Annotated in this window: 17 protein-coding genes; 5 read left to right on the top strand and 12 right to left on the bottom strand. The window is 64.0% G+C overall.

What is annotated here, in order from left to right; all coding sequences use genetic code 11:
* Nucleotides 1–122 precede the first annotated feature (122 nt).
* A protein-coding gene (locus ABB30_RS02770) for an IS3 family transposase (protein WP_425477367.1) occupies nt 123–1,243 on the top strand; the annotation gives its coding sequence in 2 pieces (ribosomal slippage) (nt 123–375 and nt 375–1,243; 1,122 coding nt in all).
* A gap of 91 nt (nt 1,244–1,334) precedes the next feature.
* Here ABB30_RS02770 and ABB30_RS16645 read toward each other — a convergent pair.
* The 6 genes from ABB30_RS16645 to ABB30_RS02750 all read right to left on the bottom strand — a co-directional run bounded on the left by ABB30_RS16645 (nt 1,335) and on the right by ABB30_RS02750 (nt 7,086).
* Complete coding sequence (locus ABB30_RS16645; protein ID WP_211263436.1) at nt 1,335–3,527, bottom strand: XVIPCD domain-containing protein; 2,193 nt, start codon at nt 3,525–3,527, stop codon at nt 1,335–1,337.
* Nucleotides 3,528–3,552: 25 nt separating this feature from the next.
* Nucleotides 3,553–4,077, bottom strand: coding sequence for a hypothetical protein (locus ABB30_RS02760; RefSeq protein WP_057636775.1), 525 nt, complete (start codon nt 4,075–4,077; stop codon nt 3,553–3,555).
* 389 nt (nt 4,078–4,466) lie between these two features.
* A complete protein-coding gene (locus tag ABB30_RS16910) occupies nt 4,467–4,589 on the bottom strand; it encodes an IS3 family transposase (protein ID WP_161808817.1) in 123 nt (40 codons plus the stop codon).
* Complete coding sequence (locus tag ABB30_RS16060; RefSeq protein WP_152980513.1) at nt 4,555–5,031, bottom strand: DDE-type integrase/transposase/recombinase; 477 nt, start codon at nt 5,029–5,031, stop codon at nt 4,555–4,557. Before ABB30_RS16060 ends, ABB30_RS16910 begins: the two co-directional genes overlap by 35 nt.
* Nucleotides 5,032–5,070: 39 nt before the next feature.
* Complete coding sequence (locus ABB30_RS16055; RefSeq protein ID WP_152980512.1) at nt 5,071–5,256, bottom strand: hypothetical protein; 186 nt, start codon at nt 5,254–5,256, stop codon at nt 5,071–5,073.
* Between the two features lie 153 nt (nt 5,257–5,409).
* Nucleotides 5,410–7,086, bottom strand: a complete 1,677-nt coding sequence (locus tag ABB30_RS02750; protein ID WP_057636774.1) for an AMP-binding protein — start codon at nt 7,084–7,086, stop codon at nt 5,410–5,412.
* Between the two features lie 155 nt (nt 7,087–7,241).
* Between ABB30_RS02750 and ABB30_RS02745 the strand changes: the two genes are divergently transcribed.
* Nucleotides 7,242–7,631, top strand: coding sequence for a Cif family virulence factor (locus ABB30_RS02745; protein ID WP_161808816.1), 390 nt, complete (start codon nt 7,242–7,244; stop codon nt 7,629–7,631).
* Nucleotides 7,632–7,992: 361 nt separating this feature from the next.
* On the opposite strand, the gene acnA is transcribed toward ABB30_RS02745, so the two are convergent.
* On the bottom strand, nt 7,993–10,755 hold the full coding sequence (acnA, locus tag ABB30_RS02740) for an aconitate hydratase AcnA (RefSeq protein WP_057636772.1): 2,763 nt from the start codon (nt 10,753–10,755) through the stop codon (nt 7,993–7,995).
* A 206-nt stretch (nt 10,756–10,961) separates the two neighbouring features.
* On the opposite strand from acnA, the gene ABB30_RS02735 reads away from it, so the two are divergent.
* Genes ABB30_RS02735 through acnB form a run of 3 tightly spaced genes read left to right on the top strand, consistent with a single transcriptional unit; the run spans nt 10,962 to nt 14,214 of the window.
* Nucleotides 10,962–11,186 carry an AbrB/MazE/SpoVT family DNA-binding domain-containing protein gene (locus ABB30_RS02735; RefSeq protein WP_057636771.1) on the top strand — a complete coding sequence of 75 codons (225 nt, stop codon included), beginning with the start codon at nt 10,962–10,964 and terminating at the stop codon, nt 11,184–11,186.
* Between the two features lie 2 nt (nt 11,187–11,188).
* Nucleotides 11,189–11,587, top strand: a complete 399-nt coding sequence (locus tag ABB30_RS02730) for a type II toxin-antitoxin system VapC family toxin (RefSeq protein ID WP_057636770.1) — start codon at nt 11,189–11,191, stop codon at nt 11,585–11,587.
* Between the two features lie 41 nt (nt 11,588–11,628).
* Nucleotides 11,629–14,214: a bifunctional aconitate hydratase 2/2-methylisocitrate dehydratase gene (gene acnB, locus ABB30_RS02725; protein ID WP_057636769.1), complete on the top strand. Its 2,586-nt coding sequence runs from the start codon at nt 11,629–11,631 to the stop codon at nt 14,212–14,214.
* A gap of 116 nt (nt 14,215–14,330) precedes the next feature.
* Here the strand turns inward: acnB and ABB30_RS02720 are convergent, their stop codons facing one another.
* The 5 genes from ABB30_RS02720 to ABB30_RS02700 form a co-directional block, all read right to left on the bottom strand.
* Entirely contained in the window at nt 14,331–16,010 is a 1,680-nt protein-coding gene (locus tag ABB30_RS02720) for an AMP-binding protein (protein WP_057636768.1), read from the bottom strand.
* A 92-nt stretch (nt 16,011–16,102) separates the two neighbouring features.
* A complete protein-coding gene (locus ABB30_RS02715; RefSeq protein WP_057636767.1) occupies nt 16,103–17,197 on the bottom strand; it encodes a protein-glutamate methylesterase/protein-glutamine glutaminase in 1,095 nt (364 codons plus the stop codon).
* Nucleotides 17,197–17,793, bottom strand: coding sequence for a chemoreceptor glutamine deamidase CheD (gene cheD / locus ABB30_RS02710; protein ID WP_057636766.1), 597 nt, complete (start codon nt 17,791–17,793; stop codon nt 17,197–17,199). Before cheD ends, ABB30_RS02715 begins: the two co-directional genes overlap by 1 nt.
* The gene (locus ABB30_RS02705) at nt 17,790–18,647 is read right to left on the bottom strand and encodes a CheR family methyltransferase (protein ID WP_057636765.1); all 858 of its coding nucleotides are present in this window, start codon (nt 18,645–18,647) and stop codon (nt 17,790–17,792) included. Before ABB30_RS02705 ends, cheD begins: the two co-directional genes overlap by 4 nt.
* 96 nt (nt 18,648–18,743) lie before the next feature.
* Entirely contained in the window at nt 18,744–21,008 is a 2,265-nt protein-coding gene (locus ABB30_RS02700; RefSeq protein WP_057636764.1) for a methyl-accepting chemotaxis protein, read from the bottom strand.
* Nucleotides 21,009–21,018 lie beyond the last annotated feature (10 nt).

The following is a 21,018-nucleotide window of genomic DNA, read 5'->3' as shown; positions in this document are numbered from 1 at the left end:
GATGTGAGCTGACGAAAACCGGACGTGGCCAACACGTCCGGTTTTTTTATGGGCGCGGCATGGGGCTGCCCCGATTTCACGGACACTTACAAGAAGGCCGATTCAGGCCATGAGGAGAGTTCGTGTCAAAGCGTCGCAAGTTCTGCGCTGAGTTCAAGCGTGGTGCAGTGAAACAAGCCAGTCGGCCAGGTGTCAGCTGCGCCCAGGTGGCCCGTGAGCTAGGCATCCGTGACAGCTTGCTGACCCGCTGGAAGCGGGAGGCGGAGACGACTGGGAAAGCAGCCTTTGGTGGCACCGGGAGCCCGCGTGACGGGGAGGTTGCCCGGATCAAGCGCGAGTTGGCCCGGCTCACCAAGGAGCGGGATTCTTTGCGTGAAGCGGCGACGTTCTTTGCCAAGGGATCATCCTGAGGTATCAGGTGATCGAGCATTGCCGCGATAAGTTTCCGATTCGTCTGATGTGCCGCTGCCTGCGGGTGTCGACCAGCGGCTACTACGAATGGAGCAAGCGTTTGCCCAGTGCTCGACAGCGCGACAACGAGCACTTGCTGGGTCGTATCCATGCGCTGCATCAGGACAGCAGGGGTACGCTGGGTGCCGGCCGCATGCACGAAGATCTGGTCGAGGAAGGGCTGATGGTCTGCCCAAATCGGGTTGCTCGATTGAGGGCTGTCGCCGGCCTGCAAGGCTGGCCTAGCCCGAAACGGCGTGGTCATCGCGCACAACCGGTACTGACACCGCCGGGCGTTCGCAATACCGAGATCAAGACCCAGCAGGCCAAGCTGTATTTGTACGTCGTGCTGGACCTGTTTGATCAGCGCATTGTGGGCTGGTCGATGCATCATCGGCAGGACCGGCAGATGGTGATCAGAGCAGTGCAGATGGCGGTTTGGCAACGGCAGGAGCGGCATCCACTGATCCTGCACTCGGACCGCGGCAGCCAATTTCGTAGCGGTGACTACCAGGATTACCTGGCCGCCAATGACCTGCTCTGCTCGATGAGTGCGGTGGGTCACTGCGGCGACAACGCCGCCTGCGAGGGGGTCTTTGGCCTGCTCAAACGCGAACGGATCTACCGCACAACGTATCCCACACTCGATGCCGCCAGGTCCGATGTATTCGAATACATCGCGCGCTGCCACAATCCCTGGGTGCGACGGCGCCGGGTCAAGCAGGACCAGAAGTTTTCAGCTCTTTTCAAACAGTCCGTGATTTCGGGGGTAGAACCCGTATCCGGAATTTAGTGTGGGAAGCAGTTAGCAATGGGCTGGAGCCTTGGCACTTGCCTATGTGGAGCCGCCTGAGTTGGAAGCTACTGCCTGATGTGGAATCTCATCAGCCCATGCTGATGCTTCGGGCCTGCCCCTGAACACGCTCCTGTTCCTGCTGCTGGGCTTGGGCCAACTGCTGCTGGCACTCCTGGTTCTGCGAATCATTGACGGAAACTGATTGCATCAGCGACGGAACAGGCGCCGTGACGTCGGCCGAACCGCGAAAGCCGGGAATGGTGCCGGTGACATGCAGGCTATTGCCGAACATTGCCACGCTATCGATGCGGCTGGCGTCATGGATGCCGTTGCTCTTGGCCTCGGTCATCGCGTGTGCCACGGTGTCGTCTCCGATATGCGCGGGGGTTTTGCCGCGAATGGCGCTGAACATGGCTTGGTCGGCAAGGTTGAGTTTGGACAGTGCGAGCCACTGTTCTTCGGTACGGACCACAGCCGGTTGATCGACGCTATAGTGCGGGCTACGCGCATCCAGCCAGCGCGCCGAGCTCTGTGCCATGCTCTGGCTCATGGCTTCGCTGGCATTGACACTGAAGCATCGCCCTTCGTCGAAGGCGTAGTGCCGCTCGATGACCTTGATCTGGCCGTCATGCCCCATCTCGACGTGGGTGATGCCCTGCTTGCGCTCGGCGGCTTCCGCGGTGAGCCGCGCAGCGAGAATTTCGGTGTGCTCGCCGGAAGCGATGCCTTGCTTTGCTTCCATCTGCCTCACGGCATCCAATGCATTGGCATAGGCCGCATGCCCGGGTTGGTCGGGATCGCGGAGGTCATGCTTGATGCGTAGTGCAGGCGCGAAGCCTACTGGAAGCGCGGACGGTGTACTGCTGACATGCCGATAACCTTGTTGCTGGATCGCCGAAGGCTCCGGCATGGGTGTCTGTGGTGTTACCTCACCTGGTGGCGTGGTGGCTGGCGATCCCAGGGCAGGCGCATCGATCGGCACATGCTGATTTTTGTTTGGTCCATCGTAAGTGTGATCGAACCGACTAACAGTGGACGGTGTTGTGCTGGTATCGTGGTAAACCTGCGACGCGGTCGACCCGGAGGAAATGTAGATACCGTTTTCTTCCAGCAGTGTTTCATTTACGCCCAGGCGCTGCAGATTGAGATGCATCTGCGAAGAATTCCCATGCTTTGGTATGCCTATGTTGCGCTCAGCCCAGATGGCGCGGCCTACGATCTCTGCACCATAAAAGTTGGCATAGTCTGAATGTCCGTAAGGACCAAGATTAGCAGTATCCTGCGCCGGGATCCCTGGGGTCCCTGCCGGTGGCTGATCGAAGTAATACCGCCCCATGGTAGCGACGTTGGCAGGTGTCGACGACAAGGTGCCATCTGTATTGAATGAGATTCCAGGCTTGGCCACAGCATTGTTGCCGGGGTCCAGCCCGAGGAAATCGACGACACGGCCGCGGCTCGCGTTATTCCACATCTCCTGCAGGCCTGCATTCGGGTTACCGCTACGCTGTCTCTCGTAGCTCAGCATCGCATTCCATCCCGCTATATGCGCCTCGGCTTCATTATCACGATGAACTTGCATCATCCTGACACTCGGCGTCGTGTAGTCATTAACTGGATTGCTATCGGATGCGATTGCTCTCACCTGCGCATCGAAGGCTGTTCTCGCCTGTTCTACCCCCGCGCGATTGAATCCATGCTCCATCTCATGACCTAGAACGAAGCTCATGTTGTATTGATCGAAAGTGCCTGGCGTGAGTGAAGCAGGAACTAGATTCATGGCTCGTGTTGTGGGGTTGTAGCTACCTCCGGCAACTCCTTGCGTATGCAAATCGAAGCTTCTCAGGTGTCGCGCATTTGTTTGGTCGCTGCGCACTGCGTCCTTGAACTGATCGACCAGCGCGGGAGAATCATTGATCGTTCGCTGAAGATTGTCGTGCATAACTGGCGTGACACCCGGGAGTTGCGAGAAGCGCAGGCTCATATCCTGGAGTCGGAGAGTAGCTCGCATATCGGAATTGGCAGACGTACCGCCGGTGAAAACGTCTGGCGGAAGAATCATTGTTCCGGTCGTTACGTCATACCGTCCGATGGATGGGGTTCCAGGCGGTGCGAGACTGAATCCTTTGAGATACCCCTGAGAGGCATCTGCATTCAAATTGCTTAGAATGGAGGGGTTTCCGACAATCGCCGCACGAAGCTCGGCGACTTGTTGTGGCGTGACGCCGGGTTCATTAGCGAATTGGTTCAGAGCAGCCCGTAGCTGCGGATTGGGTGCTGCCATGACCGCTCACTTTTATCTGTGGTGACTAGATTGATCGGATTTCAATCTTCAGGATGCAAGCGTCTTGGGGGCCATCAGTCGGCGCGACGGCGCGCTGAGAAAGGATGTCCACCACAACATTGCTACGAGTGAATGTGTGGCTAAGCGCGCCATGTCGCTCGTACTCGCGGCCGTCAGGCATTGACGGGCCCTCTTCGAACCCCATGGCCATCAGCTCTGACCGATAACTTCCAAAGTTCATGCTGCAGATGGGCGTCAGATCCGCACTCAATGCATCGGAATGCAGGTGGTGATGGTCAAGCCAGTACTCGATTACGTTTTTTCCAGGTGCGGGACTTGAGAAGCTTAGCGACTGCGTCCAGTCCGTTCCAGGGACGACTTCCGTCAATTCCATTTCATCATCGGCAACACCTTGATCATTCAAGGAAAACAATTTTATCAACTGCTCAACTGCAAGCTTCCCCGGCGGCTTGGCCTCATCTAGCACCTTCAAAATTTGCTTCTCGACGATCTCTGGTCGAGGAAGGGTGGTTTCTATGGTTTCAGACATGGCAACCTCAGGCTGTGTTGAATTTTCTCTCGGGGCTGCGCGGTGAGATTTCGACGCGGCACATGCGCAGAAAAACAAGAGAAACAGGGATATGACTACTCGATAACCAGTAATGACCATCTTGACCCCTTTGTACTCCTTCTAACCATTCCAGGCGGCCATTGCCATATATCCCTTCTAATATTCAAGCGAGGCATGACGGCTCGGTGGTCCAACCCGCCGTACAAGAAGGGAAGAAAAAACGCCCGTCCTCGGGAGAGCGGCGCCGCGCCAATAGAGTGGCTTGGTTATTTCCATCGTAAATTTCATTTAACTTTGTATGTGGGTGACTTCCTTCGAAAAAGTGGGGCGCCTGTTGGTTGGGCGTATGCACGCTCAAGCTGGACGCGTCACTGGTAGTTCAGTGCCGAGTGTAGGCGTTGGTGGTTGTGAAAATCCACATAGCTACGCACCGCGGCACACAGTTCTTGGTCGGTATCAAACGCATACCGGTGGTAGAGGTCTGATTTCATTATTTTGTTCCAGGATTCCATGTGCGCGTTGTCGGTCATCCTCTGGGGGGCGATTGGCCGATTGCACAAGGCCAGCATGCCGTAAGCGGAACTTGAAATCGTCACCGATGAACTCGATGCCGCGATCGCTATGGAAGACGGTTTTTACCCCGAGGCGACGAGTGCGCAACGCCGCCGCCAGAGCCTTGCGGGTCAGCGACGTTGTCCTTTTCTTGCCCAATGCCCACCCCAGCAGGCGAGGTGAGCAGCGATCCATCACTGTTGCCACGTAGCGCCAGCTCCCGGCCACCTTCAGGTAGGTGACATCGGCTACCCACACCTTGTTCGGGCGGTCATTCTCGACCAAGTGTGCGCGACTTGGCACGCTGGCCAGGAAGCGTTTCAAGCCCGGGCGCTGGCGATACAGACGTGCCGACCAGGTCCGTACCTGGTGTTGACGCATCAGGCGCTCCACGCGACGCCGGCCGGCTTTCTCGCCCTGCTACTTCAGCGCCGCATGCACAGGTGGGCTGCCATCGGTCTGTCGACTCTGTGCATGCGCACGGCAGATGCGTTCCAGCAATCCGGCATCATCCTTGGAACGCTGGCTCGGCGGCCGCTTCTGCCAGGCGTACAGGCCGTAGGGCTTACCCCGAACAGGCGGCACATCGCCCAGCGCGGCAATCATCTTCCGATCCAGCATGACATCACCCTTGCGCCCTGAAATCAGGCCTCAAGCGTAAGTGCAACCGGGAAAAGCTCCGCGCTGATCTGCGATGAAGCAAACAAAAACCCCTTCCTCGCGGAAGGGGTTTTTGGTGCAACAACCGCTCAAATGCAATCAGGCCGCAGGCTTGTCACGCAGCTCGCGGCGCAGGATCTTGCCGACGTTGGTCTTGGGCAGTTCGTCGCGGAACTCGACGATGCGCGGGTGCTTGTAACCGGTCAGGTTGGCACGGGCGAAGTCCTTGACCTGCTCGGCGGTGAGGTTGGGGTCCTTCTTGACGATGACCACCTTGACCGCTTCACCGGACTTCTCGCTGGGCACACCCACCGCGGCCACTTCCAGCACGCCGGGCATCATCGCGATCACGTCCTCGATCTCGTTGGGATACACGTTGAAGCCGGAGACCAGGATCATGTCCTTCTTGCGGTCCACGATGTAGAACAGGCCCTTGTCGTCCATGCGCGCCATGTCGCCGGTGTGCAGCCAGCCATCGGCATCGATGGTCTTGGCAGTGTCCTCGTCACGGCGCCAGTAGCCGCGCATCACCTGCGGGCCACGCACGCACAACTCGCCCACTTCGCCCATGGCCAGGATCGCACCGTCCTCGCCCTTGACGCAGCAGTCGGTGGAGGACAGCGGCTGGCCGATCGCACCGCTGTATTCCGGTGCCTTGATCGGGTTGACGCAGACCACCGGCGAGGTTTCGGTCAGGCCGTAACCTTCGATCAGGGTGTTGTTGGTGACCTGGTGCCAGCGTTCGGCCACGGCGCGCTGTACCGCCATGCCGCCGCCGATGGACAGCTTCAGGGCGGAGAAGTCGACACCTTCAAAGCCCTTGGTGTTGAGCAGGCCGTTGAACAGGGTGTTGACGCCGGTGATGATGCTGATCTTCTTGTCGCCGATTTCCTTGATGAAACCGGCCATGTCACGCGGGTTGGTGATCAGGATGCTCTTGACCCCGAGCTTGGTGAACACCAGGCCGTTAACGGTCAGCGAGAAGATGTGGTACAGCGGCAGCGCGGTGACGCCGATCTCCTTGCCCGGCACCAGGCCGGCCGGGGTGATCCAGGCGCTGATCTGCTGCATGTTGGCAATCAGGTTGCGGTGGGTCAGCACCGCGCCCTTGGCCACGCCGGTGGTGCCACCGGTGTACTGCAGGAAGGCGATGTCCTCGTGGTCGCACTGCACGGCCGGGCGCTGGTGGCGTGCACCGAGCTTGAGCGCGGCCTTGAAGCGCACCGCACCGGGCAGGCGGTAATCGGGCACCATCTTCTTGACGTACTTGAGCACGAAATTGACGATGCAGCCCTTGGTGCCGAGCATGTCGCCCAGGCCGGTGGTGATGATGTGCTTGACCGGCAGCTCGTGGATGACCTGCTGCACGGTATCGCCGAAGTTGTCGATCACCAGCAAAGCGGTGGCATCGGCGTCGCACAGCTGGTGCTTGAGCTCGCGTGCGGTGTACAGCGGGTTGACGTTGACCACGGTCAGGCCGGCGCGCAGCGCGGCGAAAATGGCGATCGGGTACTGGATGCAGTTGGGCATCATCACCGCCAGGCGGTCACCCTTCTTCAGCTTCAGCTCGCACTGCAGGTAGGCGGCAAACTGCTCGACCAGGGTATCCAGCTGGCCGAAGCTGATTTCCTTGCCGAAGCTGGACAGGGCCGGGCGATCGGCAAACTGCTTGACCGAGGTGTCGAACACGTCGGAGATGGAAGCGTACTGTTCCAGGTCGATTTCGGCCGGAACGCCAGCCGGATAGTTGTCCAGCCAGGTGCGTTGATGGGTCATTTCCCCCTCCAGAGAAATTTGCGGATGATCGGGGGCCGGGCATGGGTGGTTCCGGCACAAGCTGTCAGGATAACGTTACGAACGGATAAAGGAGAAGGGGGCAAATGCGGCCAATTCCTGTCAACTGGACGCTTGGTGCTGTGTTGTTGCTGGTTTTGGCTGCTTGCAGCCGCAGCACGCCGGAGCAGGCACTGCGCACACGGATCACCCAGATGCAGCAGGGGGTGGAGCAGCGTGAGCCGGCCCGGGTGATTACGCCGCTGGCCGGGGATTTCCTCGGCAACGGTGGCATGGACCGGCAGGCGCTGGAGCGCCTGCTGCGTGCGCAACTGCTGCTCAACCAGCGCATCGAGGTGGTGTTGGGCCCGCTGGATGTGCGCATTGATGGACAGAGCGCCCAGGCAGATTTCACTGTGGTGCTGGCCGGTGGCAATGGCCGCCTGTTCGAGCGCGGCCGCATCCATCAGGTCAGCACCCACTGGCGCGAGCAGGACGGGCAGTGGCAGCTCTACCGCGCGCAATGGGGTGATGGCCAGCAGCCTTGAGCGGTAATGGCTGCGGGGGCTGGTGAGGGCTGATCTTCCTGACCAGGCTGCCACCGCCGGCTGGCGCAGCGACAATGGCAGCAGGTCAATCGGGAGGAAGGGCGGGGCGCGTGTCCGGCATCGCCTAGCGCCCCGCCGAATGCCCCGCATGATGCCCCACGTGCGAGCGCGGGGCCGGGCTTGCGCCTGCATCCGGTAGCCGAGGGCGTCAGTCGCGTGCGGCCAACTGGCGCAGCAAGTACTGCAGCAGGCCACCGTGGTGGGTGAGGCAGGGCGATTGCGAGGCATGCCTCGCGCCCTGCCGAACGCCCCGCGTGCGTGCGCGGGGCTGGGCTTGCGCCTGCATCCGGTAGCCGAGGAGTCAGTCGCGTGCGGCCAACTGGCGCAGCACGTACTGCAGCAGGCCACCGTGGCGGAAGTACTCCACTTCCTTGGGGGTCAACAGCAGCACATCGACCTGGAAATGCTGCTGGCTGCCGTCACTGCGGGTGGCGGTGACCGTGGCCTGGCGGGCATTGCCGTTGTCCAGCCCGGTGATGCTGAAACGCTCGCTGCCATCCAGGCCGAGGCTGGCAATGCCCTGGCCATCAACAAAGCGCAGCGGCAGCACGCCCATGCCGACCAGGTTGGAACGGTGGATGCGCTCGAAACTGCTGGCGATCACCGCCTTGACCCCGAGCAGGTTGGTGCCCTTGGCCGCCCAATCGCGCGAGGAACCAGTGCCGTACTCGGCGCCGGCCAGGACCACCAGCGGCACACCATCGTCCTTGTAGCGCAGCGCGGCATCGTAGATGGCCAGCTTCTCCGGTGCCGCATTGCCGGGCCCGTAGTACAGCGTGTTGCCGCCTTCCTCACCGCCGAGCATCAGGTTCTTGATGCGGATGTTGGCGAAGGTGCCACGCACCATCACATCGTCATTGCCGCGCCGGCTGCCGTAGGAGTTGAACTGCAGCGGGGCCACCCCGCGTGATTGCAGGAAACGGCCGGCCGGTGAATCGGCCTTGATGTTGCCGGCCGGGGAGATGTGGTCGGTGGTGATCGAGTCGCCGAACAGGCCGAGCACGCGGGCATCGTGGATGTCCTCGACCCGGCCCACGTCCATGGTCATGCCCTGGAAGTAGGGCGGGTTCTTGATGTAGGTGGAGGCGCTGTCCCAGACAAAGCGCTGGCTGGTGGGCGCGGCAATGGCATTCCAGCGCGCATCGCCGGCGAACACGTCGGCGTAGTTGCGGGCGAACATTTCCGGGCTCAGGGTGCTGGCGATCAGGTCGCCGATCTCCTGGTTGGAGGGCCAGATGTCGCGCAGGTAGACCGGTTCGCCATCGCTGCCGGTGCCCAGCGGGTCATTGCTCAGGTCCACTTCCAGCGAGCCGGCGATGGCATAGGCCACCACCAGCGGCGGGCTGGCCAGGTAGTTGAGCTTGACCTCCGGATGGATGCGGCCTTCGAAGTTGCGGTTGCCCGACAGCACCGAGGCCACCACCAGGTCGTCATGGCGGATGGCTGCGCTGACATCGTCCGGCAGCGGGCCGGAGTTGCCGATGCAGGTGGTGCAGCCGTAGCCCACTACATTGAAGCCGAGCTGCTCGAGCGGCTCGAGCAGGTTGGCCCGCTCCAGGTAATCGGTGACCACGCGCGAGCCCGGGCCCAGCGAGGTCTTCACCCATGGCGCACTGGTCAGGCCGCGGGCCACCGCGTTGCGCGCCAGCAGGCCGGCGCCGAGCATCACCGCCGGGTTGGAGGTGTTGGTGCAGGAGGTGATCGCGGCGATCACCACCGCACCGTCATGCAGCTGCCAGGCGGCACCGGAATCGGGCGAGGATTCGCGCGCCGCTTCGCGAGCGCCGACCGCAGCGCCGCCGCCGCCCTCATCCTTGAGCCGCTCGGTTTCCTCGACCAAGGGGATGCGCTTGCGCCGGGCCAGCGAGAACGGTTCCAGCGCGCTGTGGTAGTTGGCCCGCACCTGACCGAGCAGGACGCGGTCCTGCGGGCGCTTGGGCCCGGCCAGTGACGGCACCACCGTGGCCATGTCCAGCTGCAGCACCGAAGAGTAGCTGGCCTCGGCCGCGCCCGGCTCGTGCCACAGGCCCTGGGCACGGGCATAGGCCTGGACCAGGGCAATCTGCGCCTCGCTGCGCCCGGACAGACGCAGGTAGTTCAGTGCTTCGGCATCGATGGGGAAGATGCCGCAGGTGGCGCCGTATTCCGGGGCCATGTTGCCGATGGTGGCGCGGTCGGCCAGCGGCAGGTGCTGCAGGCCGTCGCCGAAGAACTCGACAAACTTGCCCACCACGCCATGGGCGCGCAGCATCTGGGTCACGGTGAGCACCAGGTCGGTGGCGGTGGTGCCTTCGGGCAGCTTGCCGGTCAGGCGGAAACCCACCACCTGCGGGATCAGCATCGAGGAGGGCTGGCCGAGCATGGCCGCCTCGGCCTCGATCCCGCCCACGCCCCAGCCGAGTACACCGATGCCATTGATCATGGTGGTGTGCGAATCGGTGCCGAACACGGTATCCGGATACAGCAGGGCCTGGCCGTCGCGTTCGGCGGCCATCACCACCCGGGCCAGATGCTCCAGGTTGACCTGGTGGACGATGCCGGTGTTGGGCGGCACCACCTTGAAGTTGTCAAAGGCGTTCTGGCCCCAGCGCAGGAAGCTGTAACGCTCGCCGTTGCGTTCGAACTCGATGCGGCCATTGATGTCCAGCGCATCCTCGCTGCCGAATTCATCCACCTGTACCGAGTGGTCGATCACCAGTTCGGAAGGGATCAGCGGGTTGATCTGCTCCGGCCGGCCGCCCAGGGCAACCACCGCATCGCGCATCGCGGCCAGGTCGACCACGCAGGGCACGCCGGTGAAGTCCTGCAGCACCACGCGGGCGGGCATGAAGGCAATTTCCACCGACGGTTCGGCGGCTGGATCCCACTGGGTCAGGGCCTTGATGTGGCCGGCGTCCACCGTCTGCCCGCCATCTTCATGGCGCAGCAGGTTTTCCAGCAGGATCTTCAGGCTGTAGGGCAGGTGGTCGATCGGGTGTTGGGCTGCCAGCCGTGGCAGGGAGTAATAGATGTAGTCCTGGCCGTTGACCGACAGGGTGTCACGGGTGGAGAAACTGTCATGCATGGCTGGCATCCTGGATGGCGAAGGCTCCGGCCACTGTAGAAAGGCGGATGTAAGGGCAGCGTGGTCACAAGCCTGAACGGATCACGCAATGGCAACCGTCATTTGCTCGGCAGTAGTCCTGGATCGGGCAGCGGGGGTAGGGGTATGCAGCTCTGGGTATGTATAATCTGTGCATACTTTGAGTCTCTGACCGACCAGGAGCGCCCATGGAAGCCACTGTTGCCGAACGCGGACAGATCACCCTGCCCAAGGCGGTGCGCGATGCGCTGGGCCTGAGCAAGGGCACCTTGCTCAAGGTCGAGCTGGAAGGCAGCCGGATCATCCTGCGCAAGAGCGTGGATGACGCCATCTCGCGGGCCCGCGGCAAGTTCGCCCTGGACGGCTTTGACTCGGCCGAAGCCGCCGTGGCCGTGGTCCGCGACGAGGGTTGAGCATGATCGCCGTTGATTCCCCGGTCCTGATCGAGCTGCTCAGCAACGGTGAGCGTGCCGATGCGGTGGAAGCCTGCCTGCGCCAGGCCTTGGTCAGCGGCCGCGTGGTGGTCTGCGGTACCACCCTGGCCGAGATCTGCGCGTCCCTGCGCGGCGGTGCCGAGGTGCTGGAGGCGCTGGAGGAAATGGGCGTGCTGTTCTCCGCGCTGGAGGCCAAGTCGGCCCTGCGCGCCGGCGAGATGCACCGCCGCCACCGCCAGCGTGCCGGCGACAGCCGCCGGATCGACGACTTCATGGTCGGCGCCCATGCACTGCTGCAGTGCGACGGCCTGATCACCTGGAACGACAAATTTTTTCGCGACTACTTCAAGGGCCTGAAGCTGATCGTGCCGCAAGCCTGAGCCCACCTTATTTCTTTATCCGTACCCTTCGGGAGTTGTCCATGTTGGAAGCCTACCGCCACCACGTCGCCGAGCGCGCTGCTCTCGGCATCCCGCCGCTGCCGCTGTCTGCCCAGCAGACCGCTGATGTCATCGAACTGCTGAAGAACCCGCCGGCTGGCGAGGCCGAGTTCCTGGTCGACCTGATCACCAACCGCGTGCCGGCCGGTGTCGATGATGCCGCCAAGGTCAAGGCCTCTTACCTGGCCGCCATTGCCTTTGGCAGCGAAAAGAACGAACTGATCAGCCGCGAGCGCGCCACCGAACTGCTGGGCACCATGCTCGGCGGTTACAACGTCGCCCCGCTGATCGAGCTGCTGGACGACGCCGTTGTCGGCACCATTGCCGCTGATGGCCTGAAGAAGACCCTGCTCGTGTTTGATGCCTTCCACGACGTGGAAGCCAAGGCCAAGGGTGGCAACGCCAATGCCCAGGCCGTGATGCAGAGCTGGGCCGATGCCGAGTGGTTCACCTCCAACCCGGAAGTACCGTCCAGCCTGACCGTCACCGTGTTCAAGGTGCCGGGCGAAACCAACACCGACGACCTGTCGCCGGCACCGGACGCCACCACCCGCCCGGACATCCCGATGCACGCCCTGGCGATGCTGAAGAACAAGCGTCCGGACGCACCGTTCACCCCGGAAGAAGACGGCAAGCGCGGCCCGATCCAGCAGATCCTGGACCTGAAGGACAAGGGCAACCTGGTCGCCTACGTCGGTGACGTGGTCGGTACCGGTTCCTCGCGCAAGTCGGCCACCAACTCCGTGCTGTGGTGGACTGGCGATGACATCCCGTTCATCCCGAACAAGCGCGCCGGCGGCGTCTGCCTGGGCGGCAAGATCGCTCCGATCTTCTACAACACCATGGAAGATGCCGGCGCCCTGCCGATCGAGCTGGACGTGTCGCAGATGAACCACGGCGACGTGGTCGAGCTGCGCCCGTACGAAGGCAAGGCCATCAAGAACGGCGAAGTCATCGCCGAATTCGCGGTCAAGAGCGATGTGCTGTTTGACGAAGTGCGCGCCGGCGGCCGCATCCCGCTGATCATCGGCCGTGGCCTGACCGCCAAGGCCCGTGAGTCGCTGGGCCTGCCGGCCACCGACCTGTTCCGCCTGCCGGTGCAGCCGGCCGACAACGGCCGTGGCTTCTCGCTGGCACAGAAGATGGTCGGCCGCGCCTGCGGTCTGCCGGAAGGCAAGGGCATGCGCCCGGGCACCTACTGCGAACCGAAGATGACCTCGGTCGGCTCGCAGGACACCACCGGCCCGATGACCCGTGACGAGCTGAAGGACCTGGCCTGCCTGGGCTTCTCGGCCGACCTGGTGATGCAATCGTTCTGCCACACCGCTGCCTACCCGAAGCCGGTGGACGTCAAGACCCACCACACCCTGCCGGAATTCATCTCCACCCGTGGCGGTGTTTCCCTGCGTCCGGGCGACGGCGTGATCCACTCCTGGCTCAACCGCATGCTGCTGCCGGACACCGTCGGTACCGGTGGTGACTCGCACACCCGTTTCCCGGTGGGCATCTCCTTCCCGGCCGGTTCGGGCCTGGTCGCCTTCGCTGCTGCCACCGGCGTCATGCCGCTGGACATGCCGGAGTCGGTGCTGGTGCGCTTCAAGGGCGAAATGCAGCCGGGCGTCACCCTGCGTGACCTGGTCAACGCCATCCCGCTGTACGCCATCAAGTCGGGTCTGCTGACCGTGGCCAAGGCTGGCAAGAAGAACATCTTCTCCGGCCGCATCCTGGAAATCGAAGGTCTGCCGAACCTGAAGGTCGAGCAGGCGTTCGAACTGTCCGATGCCTCGGCCGAGCGTTCGGCTGCCGGCTGCTCGGTGCGCCTGAACAAGGAGCCGATCATCGAGTACCTGACCAGCAACATCACCCTGCTGAAGTGGATGATTGCCGAAGGTTACGCCGATGCCCGCACCCTGGCCCGTCGTATCGAGAAGATGGAAGCCTGGCTGGCCAAGCCGGAGCTGCTGGAGCCGGATGCCGACGCCGAATACGCTGCCGTCATCGAAATCGACCTGGCCGACATCCACGAGCCGATCGTGGCCTGCCCGAACGACCCGGACGACGTGAAGACCCTGTCGGATGTGGCCGGTGCCCAGATCGATGAAGTGTTCATCGGTTCGTGCATGACCAACATCGGTCACTTCCGCGCCGCTGCCAAGCTGCTGGAAGGCAAGCGCGACATCCCGACCCGTCTGTGGGTGGCCCCGCCGACCAAGATGGATGCCTCCGAGCTGACCAAGGAAGGCCACTACTCGACCCTGGGTGGTGCAGGCGCACGCATGGAAATGCCGGGCTGCTCGCTGTGCATGGGCAACCAGGCACAGATCCGCGAAGGCTCCACCGCGATGTCGACCTCGACCCGCAACTTCCCCAACCGTCTGGGCCGCAACACCAACGTGTACCTGGGTTCGGCCGAACTGGCCGCCATCTGTGCACGTCTGGGCCGCATCCCGACCAAGGCCGAGTACATGGAAGCGGCTGGCGTACTGGCCGGTGCCGGTGAGTCGATCTACCGCTACATGAACTTCGACCAGATTGCTGATTACCAGGACGTGGCCGCTACGGTCTGATCCTGATACCGCAAGGTTGAGGTGACAAAAAACCCCCGGCGCAAGCCGGGGGTTTTTATTTGGGCATCAGTGGCTGGGAACGTGTCGCGCAGGGATAGCCTCGCGCGGCCATCAGGTCACTTGTTGGCCGGGTCCTGGTCACGCAGTTCGCGGCGCAGGATCTTGCCGACGTTGGTCTTGGGCAGTTCGTTGCGGAACTCGACAAAGCGCGGCAGCTTGTAGCCGGTGAGCTGGGTGCGGGCGTAGTCCTTGACCTGGGCTTCGGTCAACGACGGGTCCTTGCGCACGATCACCACCTTGACCGCTTCGCCGGACTTGTCGTCGGCCACGCCGTAGGCGGCCACTTCCAGCACGCCGGGCATGGCGGCAAGCACGTCCTCGATCTCGTTGGGATACACGTTGAAGCCGGAGACCAGGATCATGTCCTTCTTGCGGTCCACGATGTAGACAAAGCCGTTGGCGTCCATCCGGGCCATGTCGCCGGTGGCCAGCCAGCCATCGGCGTCGATGGCCTTGGCCGTTTCCTCCGGGCGCTTCCAGTAGCCGGCCATCACCTGCGGGCCACGGATGCACAGCTCGCCGACCTCGTCGATGCCCAGCACCTGGCCTTCCTCGCCGCGGATCATCGCATCGGTGGAGGGTACCGGCAGGCCGATGGAGCCGTTGTAGGCGGCCAGGTCCATCGGGTTGATGCAGGCGGCCGGGCTGGTTTCGGTCAGGCCGTAGGCCTCGACCAGGGTGACCCCGGTGACCTGCTTCCAGCGCTCGGCCACGGCGCGCTGCACCGCCATGCCGCCACCGAGGGTGAGCTTGAGGCGGGAGAAATCGAGCTGGTCAAAGCCAGGTGTGTTGAGCAGGCCGTTGAACAGGGTGTTGACCCCGGTGATGGCGGTGAACGGCACCTTGCCCAGTTCCTTGACGAAGCCGGGCATGTCGCGCGGGTTGGTGATCAGGTGGTTGCGCGCGCCGAACTTCATGAAGACCAGGCAGTTCGCGGTCAAGGCGAAGATGTGGTACAGCGGCAGCGCGGTGATGATCACCTCGTGGCCGTGGTTGACGTTGGTGCCGACCCAGGCGGCGGCCTGCTGCATGTTGGCCACCATGTTGCGGTGGGTGAGCATGGCGCCCTTGGCCACCCCGGTGGTGCCGCCGGTGTACTGCAGGAAGGCGATGTCATCCAGGCCGATGTCCACCGCCGGCAGGCTGTGCCCGGCGCCCTGCTTGAGGACGTGGTTGAAGCGCACCGCGCCGGTGATGTGGTAGTCGGGCACCATCTTCTTGACGTGCTTGAGCACGAAGTTGATCAGCATGCCCTTGGCCCCGCCGAGCATGTCGCCCAGGCCGGTGGTGATGACGTGGCGCAGCTGGGTCTGGGCGATCACTTCCTGGACCACCGCACCGAAGTTGTCCAGCACCAGCATGGCCACTGCGCCCGAATCCACCAGCTGGTGGCGCAGCTCGCGCGGGGTGTACATCGGGTTGGTGTTGACCACGGTCAGGCCGGCACGCAGGGCACCGAACACCGCCACCGGGTACTGCAGGCAGTTGGGCATCATGATCGCGATGCGGTCACCCTTCTTCAGCTTGAGCTCGCCCAGCAGGTAGGCGGCAAACTGCTGGCTCAGGGTGTCCAGGCGGGCGTAGTCCAGCTCGCGCCCCATGTGGGTGAAGGCCGGGCGGTCGCGGTACTTGCCCACACTTTCCTGCATGACGGAAATTATCGAGGTGTACGGCGCCAGGTCGATCTGGTGCGGTACGCCGGCAGGATAGTGGGCCAGCCACGGGCGCTCGAGCATGGTGTTTCTCCCTGAAGATAAATTGAAGCTGAATTCACAGGGATTGGAACACGCCTGCGTACGCAGGCGCATGCTGCATTGCAGCGTGCCGCTCAGGCGCTGGCGCGGGCCAGGCTGAGCAGGCGTTCGGCGATGCGCTGCAGGGGCAGCACTTCTTCGGCCGCACCGAGCTTGTGGGCCGCGCCCGGCATGCCCCAGACCACGCTGGAAGCCTCGTCCTGGATCAGGGTGCGGGCACCGGCCTGGCGCATGGCCAGCAGGCCGCGGGCGCCGTCATCACCCATGCCGGTGAGGATCGCGCCGATCGCATTGGCTCCCACGGTCTGCGCCACCGAGTGGAACAGCACGTCCACCGCCGGCTTGTGGCGGTTGACCGGCGGGCCGTCGTCGAGCTTGCAACGCCAGCGCGCACCGTCACCGACCACGCGCAGGTGCAGGCCGCCCTTGGGAATGTAGGCATGGCCGGGCAGGATGGCCTCGCCATCGCTGGCCTCGCGCACGGCTATGGCCGAGTGGCGGTCCAGGCGCTCGGCAAAGGCGGCACTGAAGCTGCCCGGCAGGTGCTGGGTGATGACCACGGCCGGGGCGTCGGCCGGCATGGCTTCCAGCACCACGCGCAGCGCTTCGGTGCCACCGGCCGAAGCGCCCAGGGCGATCAGGCGGTCGGTGGTGCGGAAGCGGGCGCGGCTGGCCAAGGCGGCCATGGTCCCAGCGCTGCCGGCCGGCGCATTGACGCTGGGCGGTGCGCTGACCGGCGGTCGATCAGGTACCCGGACCCGGGCCCGGGCGGCCATCTTGACCTTGGCGGTGATCTCTTCGGCGAAGGCGCGCAGGCCGCGCTGCACATCCAGGGTCGGCTTGCTGACAAAATCCACCGCGCCCAGGGCCAGGGCCTGCAGCGTGGTATCGGCACCGCGCTGGGTCAGCGAGGAGATCATCACCACCGGGATCGGGTGCAGGCGCATCAGGTTGTGCAGGAACATCAACCCGTCCATGCGCGGCATTTCCACGTCCAGGGTGAGCACGTCCGGGTTCAGGCGCTTGATCTTCTCGCGTGCCAGATAGGGGTCGGCGGCGGTGCCGACCACCTCGATGTCCGGGTCGCCATCCAGGATCTCGGTCAACAACTGGCGCACCACGGCCGAGTCGTCGACGATCAGCACCTTGCAGGCACGTTGCAGGCTCATCAGAACAACTCCACGCCGCCGGTGACCGGGGCTCGGGACAGGCGGGCACGCACGGCCGATTCGGCGGCCGCCACTTCGGCCTGGTGCGCGTGCGGGAGGCGGTTGACCATCACCTTGCCCGTGTTGGGGAAAAACCAGACCCGGCGCGGATGGATGCCGCACAGGTCCTCGGCCAGGATCGGGATCTGCTCGCTGGCCAGGTAGCTGCGCACGAACTCGGCATTGCGCGTGCCCACCGGGTTGGAGGTGAAGCCCTTGAGCACGTTGGCGCCGCCGAACACCTTGGCTTCCAGCCGTTTGCGGCTGGCACCGCGCTTGAGCAGGTCGTTGATCAGCAGCTCCATCGCATAGCTGCCGTAGCGCGCCGGCGCACCATCACCGCTGTGGCCGTCGGGCAACAGGAAATGGTTCATGCCACCGATGCCCAGCAGCGGGTCGCGGATGCAGGCGGCCACGCAGCTGCCCAGGGTGGTGGTCAGGGCGGTGTCGTCATCCACCACCAGGTATTGGGTGGGCAGCAGTTTGGCGGTCAGGGTGCCGAAGCGCGCATCGTGGTAGCGCATCACCTCATCGGCGGCCAGGGTGGCTGCGCTCATGCGCCCACCTTGCCGGTGCGCCGGTACAGCGTGCGCCCGCAGGGGGTGATCAGGTCAGCGGCGTGCAGGTAGTTTTCCGAGTGCCCGGTGTAGAGCAGGCTGTCGGCATCCATGTGGGTGACCAGACGGCCGAGGATGTCGCGCTGGGTCGGCTTGTCGAAGTAGATCATCACGTTGCGGCAGAACAGGCCGTGGAACGGGCCGCCCACGTCATAGCGGCTGTTGAGCAGGTTCAACTGCTGGAACTGGACCAGCTTGCGCAGTGCCGGCAGGACCCGGCACTTGCCGGCATTGGGCCCGGTGCCGCGCTGGAAATAGCGCTTCTTGATCTGCTCGTCGAGCCCGGCGATGCGGTCCAGCCCGTACACGCCACGGGAGGCGGTGGCCAGCACCTGGGTGTCCACGTCGGTGGCGATGATCTGCACCGGCGGGGTCAGGCTGCCATAGGCCTCGCAGGCGGTGATGGCCATCGAATAGGGCTCCTCGCCGGTGGAGGCCGCACACGACCACAACTGCACCGTGCCGCCACGCACACGCTGCTGCTTGAGCTCCTCGGCCAGGCGCTGGAAATGGTGCGGCTCGCGGAAGAAGGCGGTCAGGTTGGTGGTCAGGGCATTGGTGAAGGCCTGCCATTCCTCGCCATCCTGGTTTTCCAGCAGGTCCAGGTACTGCTGGAAGCTGCTCAGGCCCAGCGCCCGCAGGCGGCGCGAGAGGCGGCCATAGACCATGTCGCGCTTGGCCGGAGCCAGGGCGATGCCGGCGCGCTGGTGGATCAATTCGCAGACGCGGCGGAAGTCACGGTCGGCAAACTCGAATTCGCGGGTTTCGGTGAAGGCGGAGGCGGCGGCAGACATGGCAGTTGGATCCGGGACGTCAGTAAGGTTATCGGCCGCTGTGATGCGGAATTGATGGTGCGCCCGGTCTGGACGCACCATCGTGCCGGCTGGGGTTCAGAACTCGTGCCAGTCATCGGCCGAACCGGCCTGGATGGCTTCACTGACGAAGGCGGGCAGGACGTTGCCGGCAGCGTGCTCGCGGCCACGGGCCGGCTTGCCGGCCACCCGCGATGCTGACTTGTCGCTGTGGCGGGCAGGGCTGCTGGCAGCCAGCGGCTGTGCGGCCAGACGGAAGGCGGACACAGCCTGGGCCAGCTGCATGGCCTGTTCCTCCATGCTGCGCGCCGCGGCGGTGGTCTCCTCCACCAAGGCGGCATTTTGCTGGGTGGTCTGGTCCATCTGGGTCACGGTCTGGCTGACCTGCTCGATGCCGCTGCTCTGCTCCTGCGAGGCGGCACTGATCTCGGCCACGATGTCCGACACCCGCTGCACGCTGCCGACAATCTCGGCCATGGTCGAGCCGGCCTGGTTGACCAGGGCCGAACCGTCGGCCACGCGTGCCACCGAGTCATCGATCAGGCTCTTGATGTCCTTGGCCGCATCGGCCGAGCGCTGGGCCAGGGTGCGCACCTCGCTGGCAACCACGGCAAAACCGCGGCCCTGTTCGCCGGCCCGCGCCGCTTCCACCGCCGCGTTCAAGGCCAGGATGTTGGTCTGGAAAGCCAGCGAGTCGATCACCGAGATGATGTCGGCAATGCGCCGCGAGGACTGCTCGATCGCGCCCATCGTGGTGATCACCTTTTCCACCACCTGGCCGCCTTCGGTGGCCACGCCGGCCGCGCCGATGGTGAGCTGGTTGGCCTGGCGGGCATGGTCGGCGTTCTGGCGCACGGTGGAGGTCAGTTCCTCCATCGAGGCCGCGGTTTCCTCCAGGTTGGCCGCCTGCTGCTCGGTGCGCTGGGACAGGTCGGCATTGCCGTTGGCGATCTCGCTGGCCGCGGTGGTGATGCTGCTGCTGGCCTGCTGGATGCGGCCGACGATGGAGGTCAGGTTGGCCACCGTGGTGTTGGCGTCATCGCGCATCTGCGCAAACACGCCGTTGAACTGGCCCTGCATGGTCTGGGTGAGGTCGCCGCCGGCAATGGCGCGCAGCAGCTGCGACAGCTGGCCCAGGTTGCCTTCGCAGGTGGCCATCAGCTGGTTCAGGCTGATCACCATCTGGCGGAAGTCGTGCTCGTAGCGGTCCTGCTCGCCGCGCTGGCTGAAATCACCGGCAGCGGCGGCGGCGGCCAGGCGCTTGATCTCCTGGTTGATCGCCGACAGGCTGGCCTTGGTCGCATCCATGGCCTGGGTGATCACCACCTTCTCGCCGGGCAGGCGGTCCATGTCCACCGACAGGTCGCCGATGGCGTAGCGGCGCATCACTTCCACCACCCGCATCTTGACCCCGATGTGCTGGGCCACGCAGGCATTGACCACCTCGGCCATGGTGCGGAACTGGCCGGGGAAGGCGGCCTCGTCGATGCGGTGGCTGATGGTGCCGATATCGTGCTGGTGGGCCAGTTCCTGCTGCGAGGCAATCACCGCGCGCAGCTGCAGCTGCATCTGCGCCATGCTGCGCAGCAACTGGCCACTCTCATCGGCCGCGGTGCTGTGGATGGCGTCATCCAGCCTGCCCTGGGCGATGTTGTGGGCCACCGCATTGGCCTGCTGCAGCGGGCCGGCGATGCTGCGGGAAATGGCCAAGGCCAGGCCGATGGCCGCCAGCATCAGCACCGCCAGCGCCACCAGCATCGTGTTGCGGGTGGCGTGGTAGCTGTTGCTGGTGGCCTGGACCTGCTCACCGAGGTTGCGCACGTTGTAGTCCACCAGGTCCTTGACGCTGACAAACAGCTCGGAGCGGGCACTGCGCGAATCGGTCTCGCTGATCTTCCAGGCGCTGTCCACGTCTCCGGCGGCCAGGGCTGACTCGATCCGGCGGTGAGCGTCGAAGTACACCTTGTAGCCTTCGGTGACACGGGCATACAGGGCCTTCTGGTGGTCGGACATCTCCCCGGGCAGGGCGTTGTAGGCCGCTTCGGCGGCGGTGATGGCGGCCTGGGCCTGGGCCAGCTGCGGCAACAGGGCATCGGCAGCGGCCGGATCGCCGGCCAGCTTGAGCCGGGTCATCTCGAAGATGCGGTACTCGCCCAGCATCGAGCGCATCTCGCCCAGCTGCTGTACCGCCGGGACCCAGGTCGAGCCGATCTGCTCGAGCTGCTTGTTGATCGATGACAGCCGGGTCAGGGCAAGGGCGCCCAGGGCCACTGACATCAGGGTGGTGATGATGAAGGCAACCGCCAACTTGCGGGCGATCGGTAGATCGGTAAACCACTGCATGACGAACTCC

Source organism: Stenotrophomonas ginsengisoli (genome assembly GCF_001431485.1).
GTDB lineage: Bacteria > Pseudomonadota > Gammaproteobacteria > Xanthomonadales > Xanthomonadaceae > Stenotrophomonas > Stenotrophomonas ginsengisoli.
Note: the sequence above shows the minus strand (reverse complement) of the source record. Positions and strands in the feature narration are given on the sequence as shown.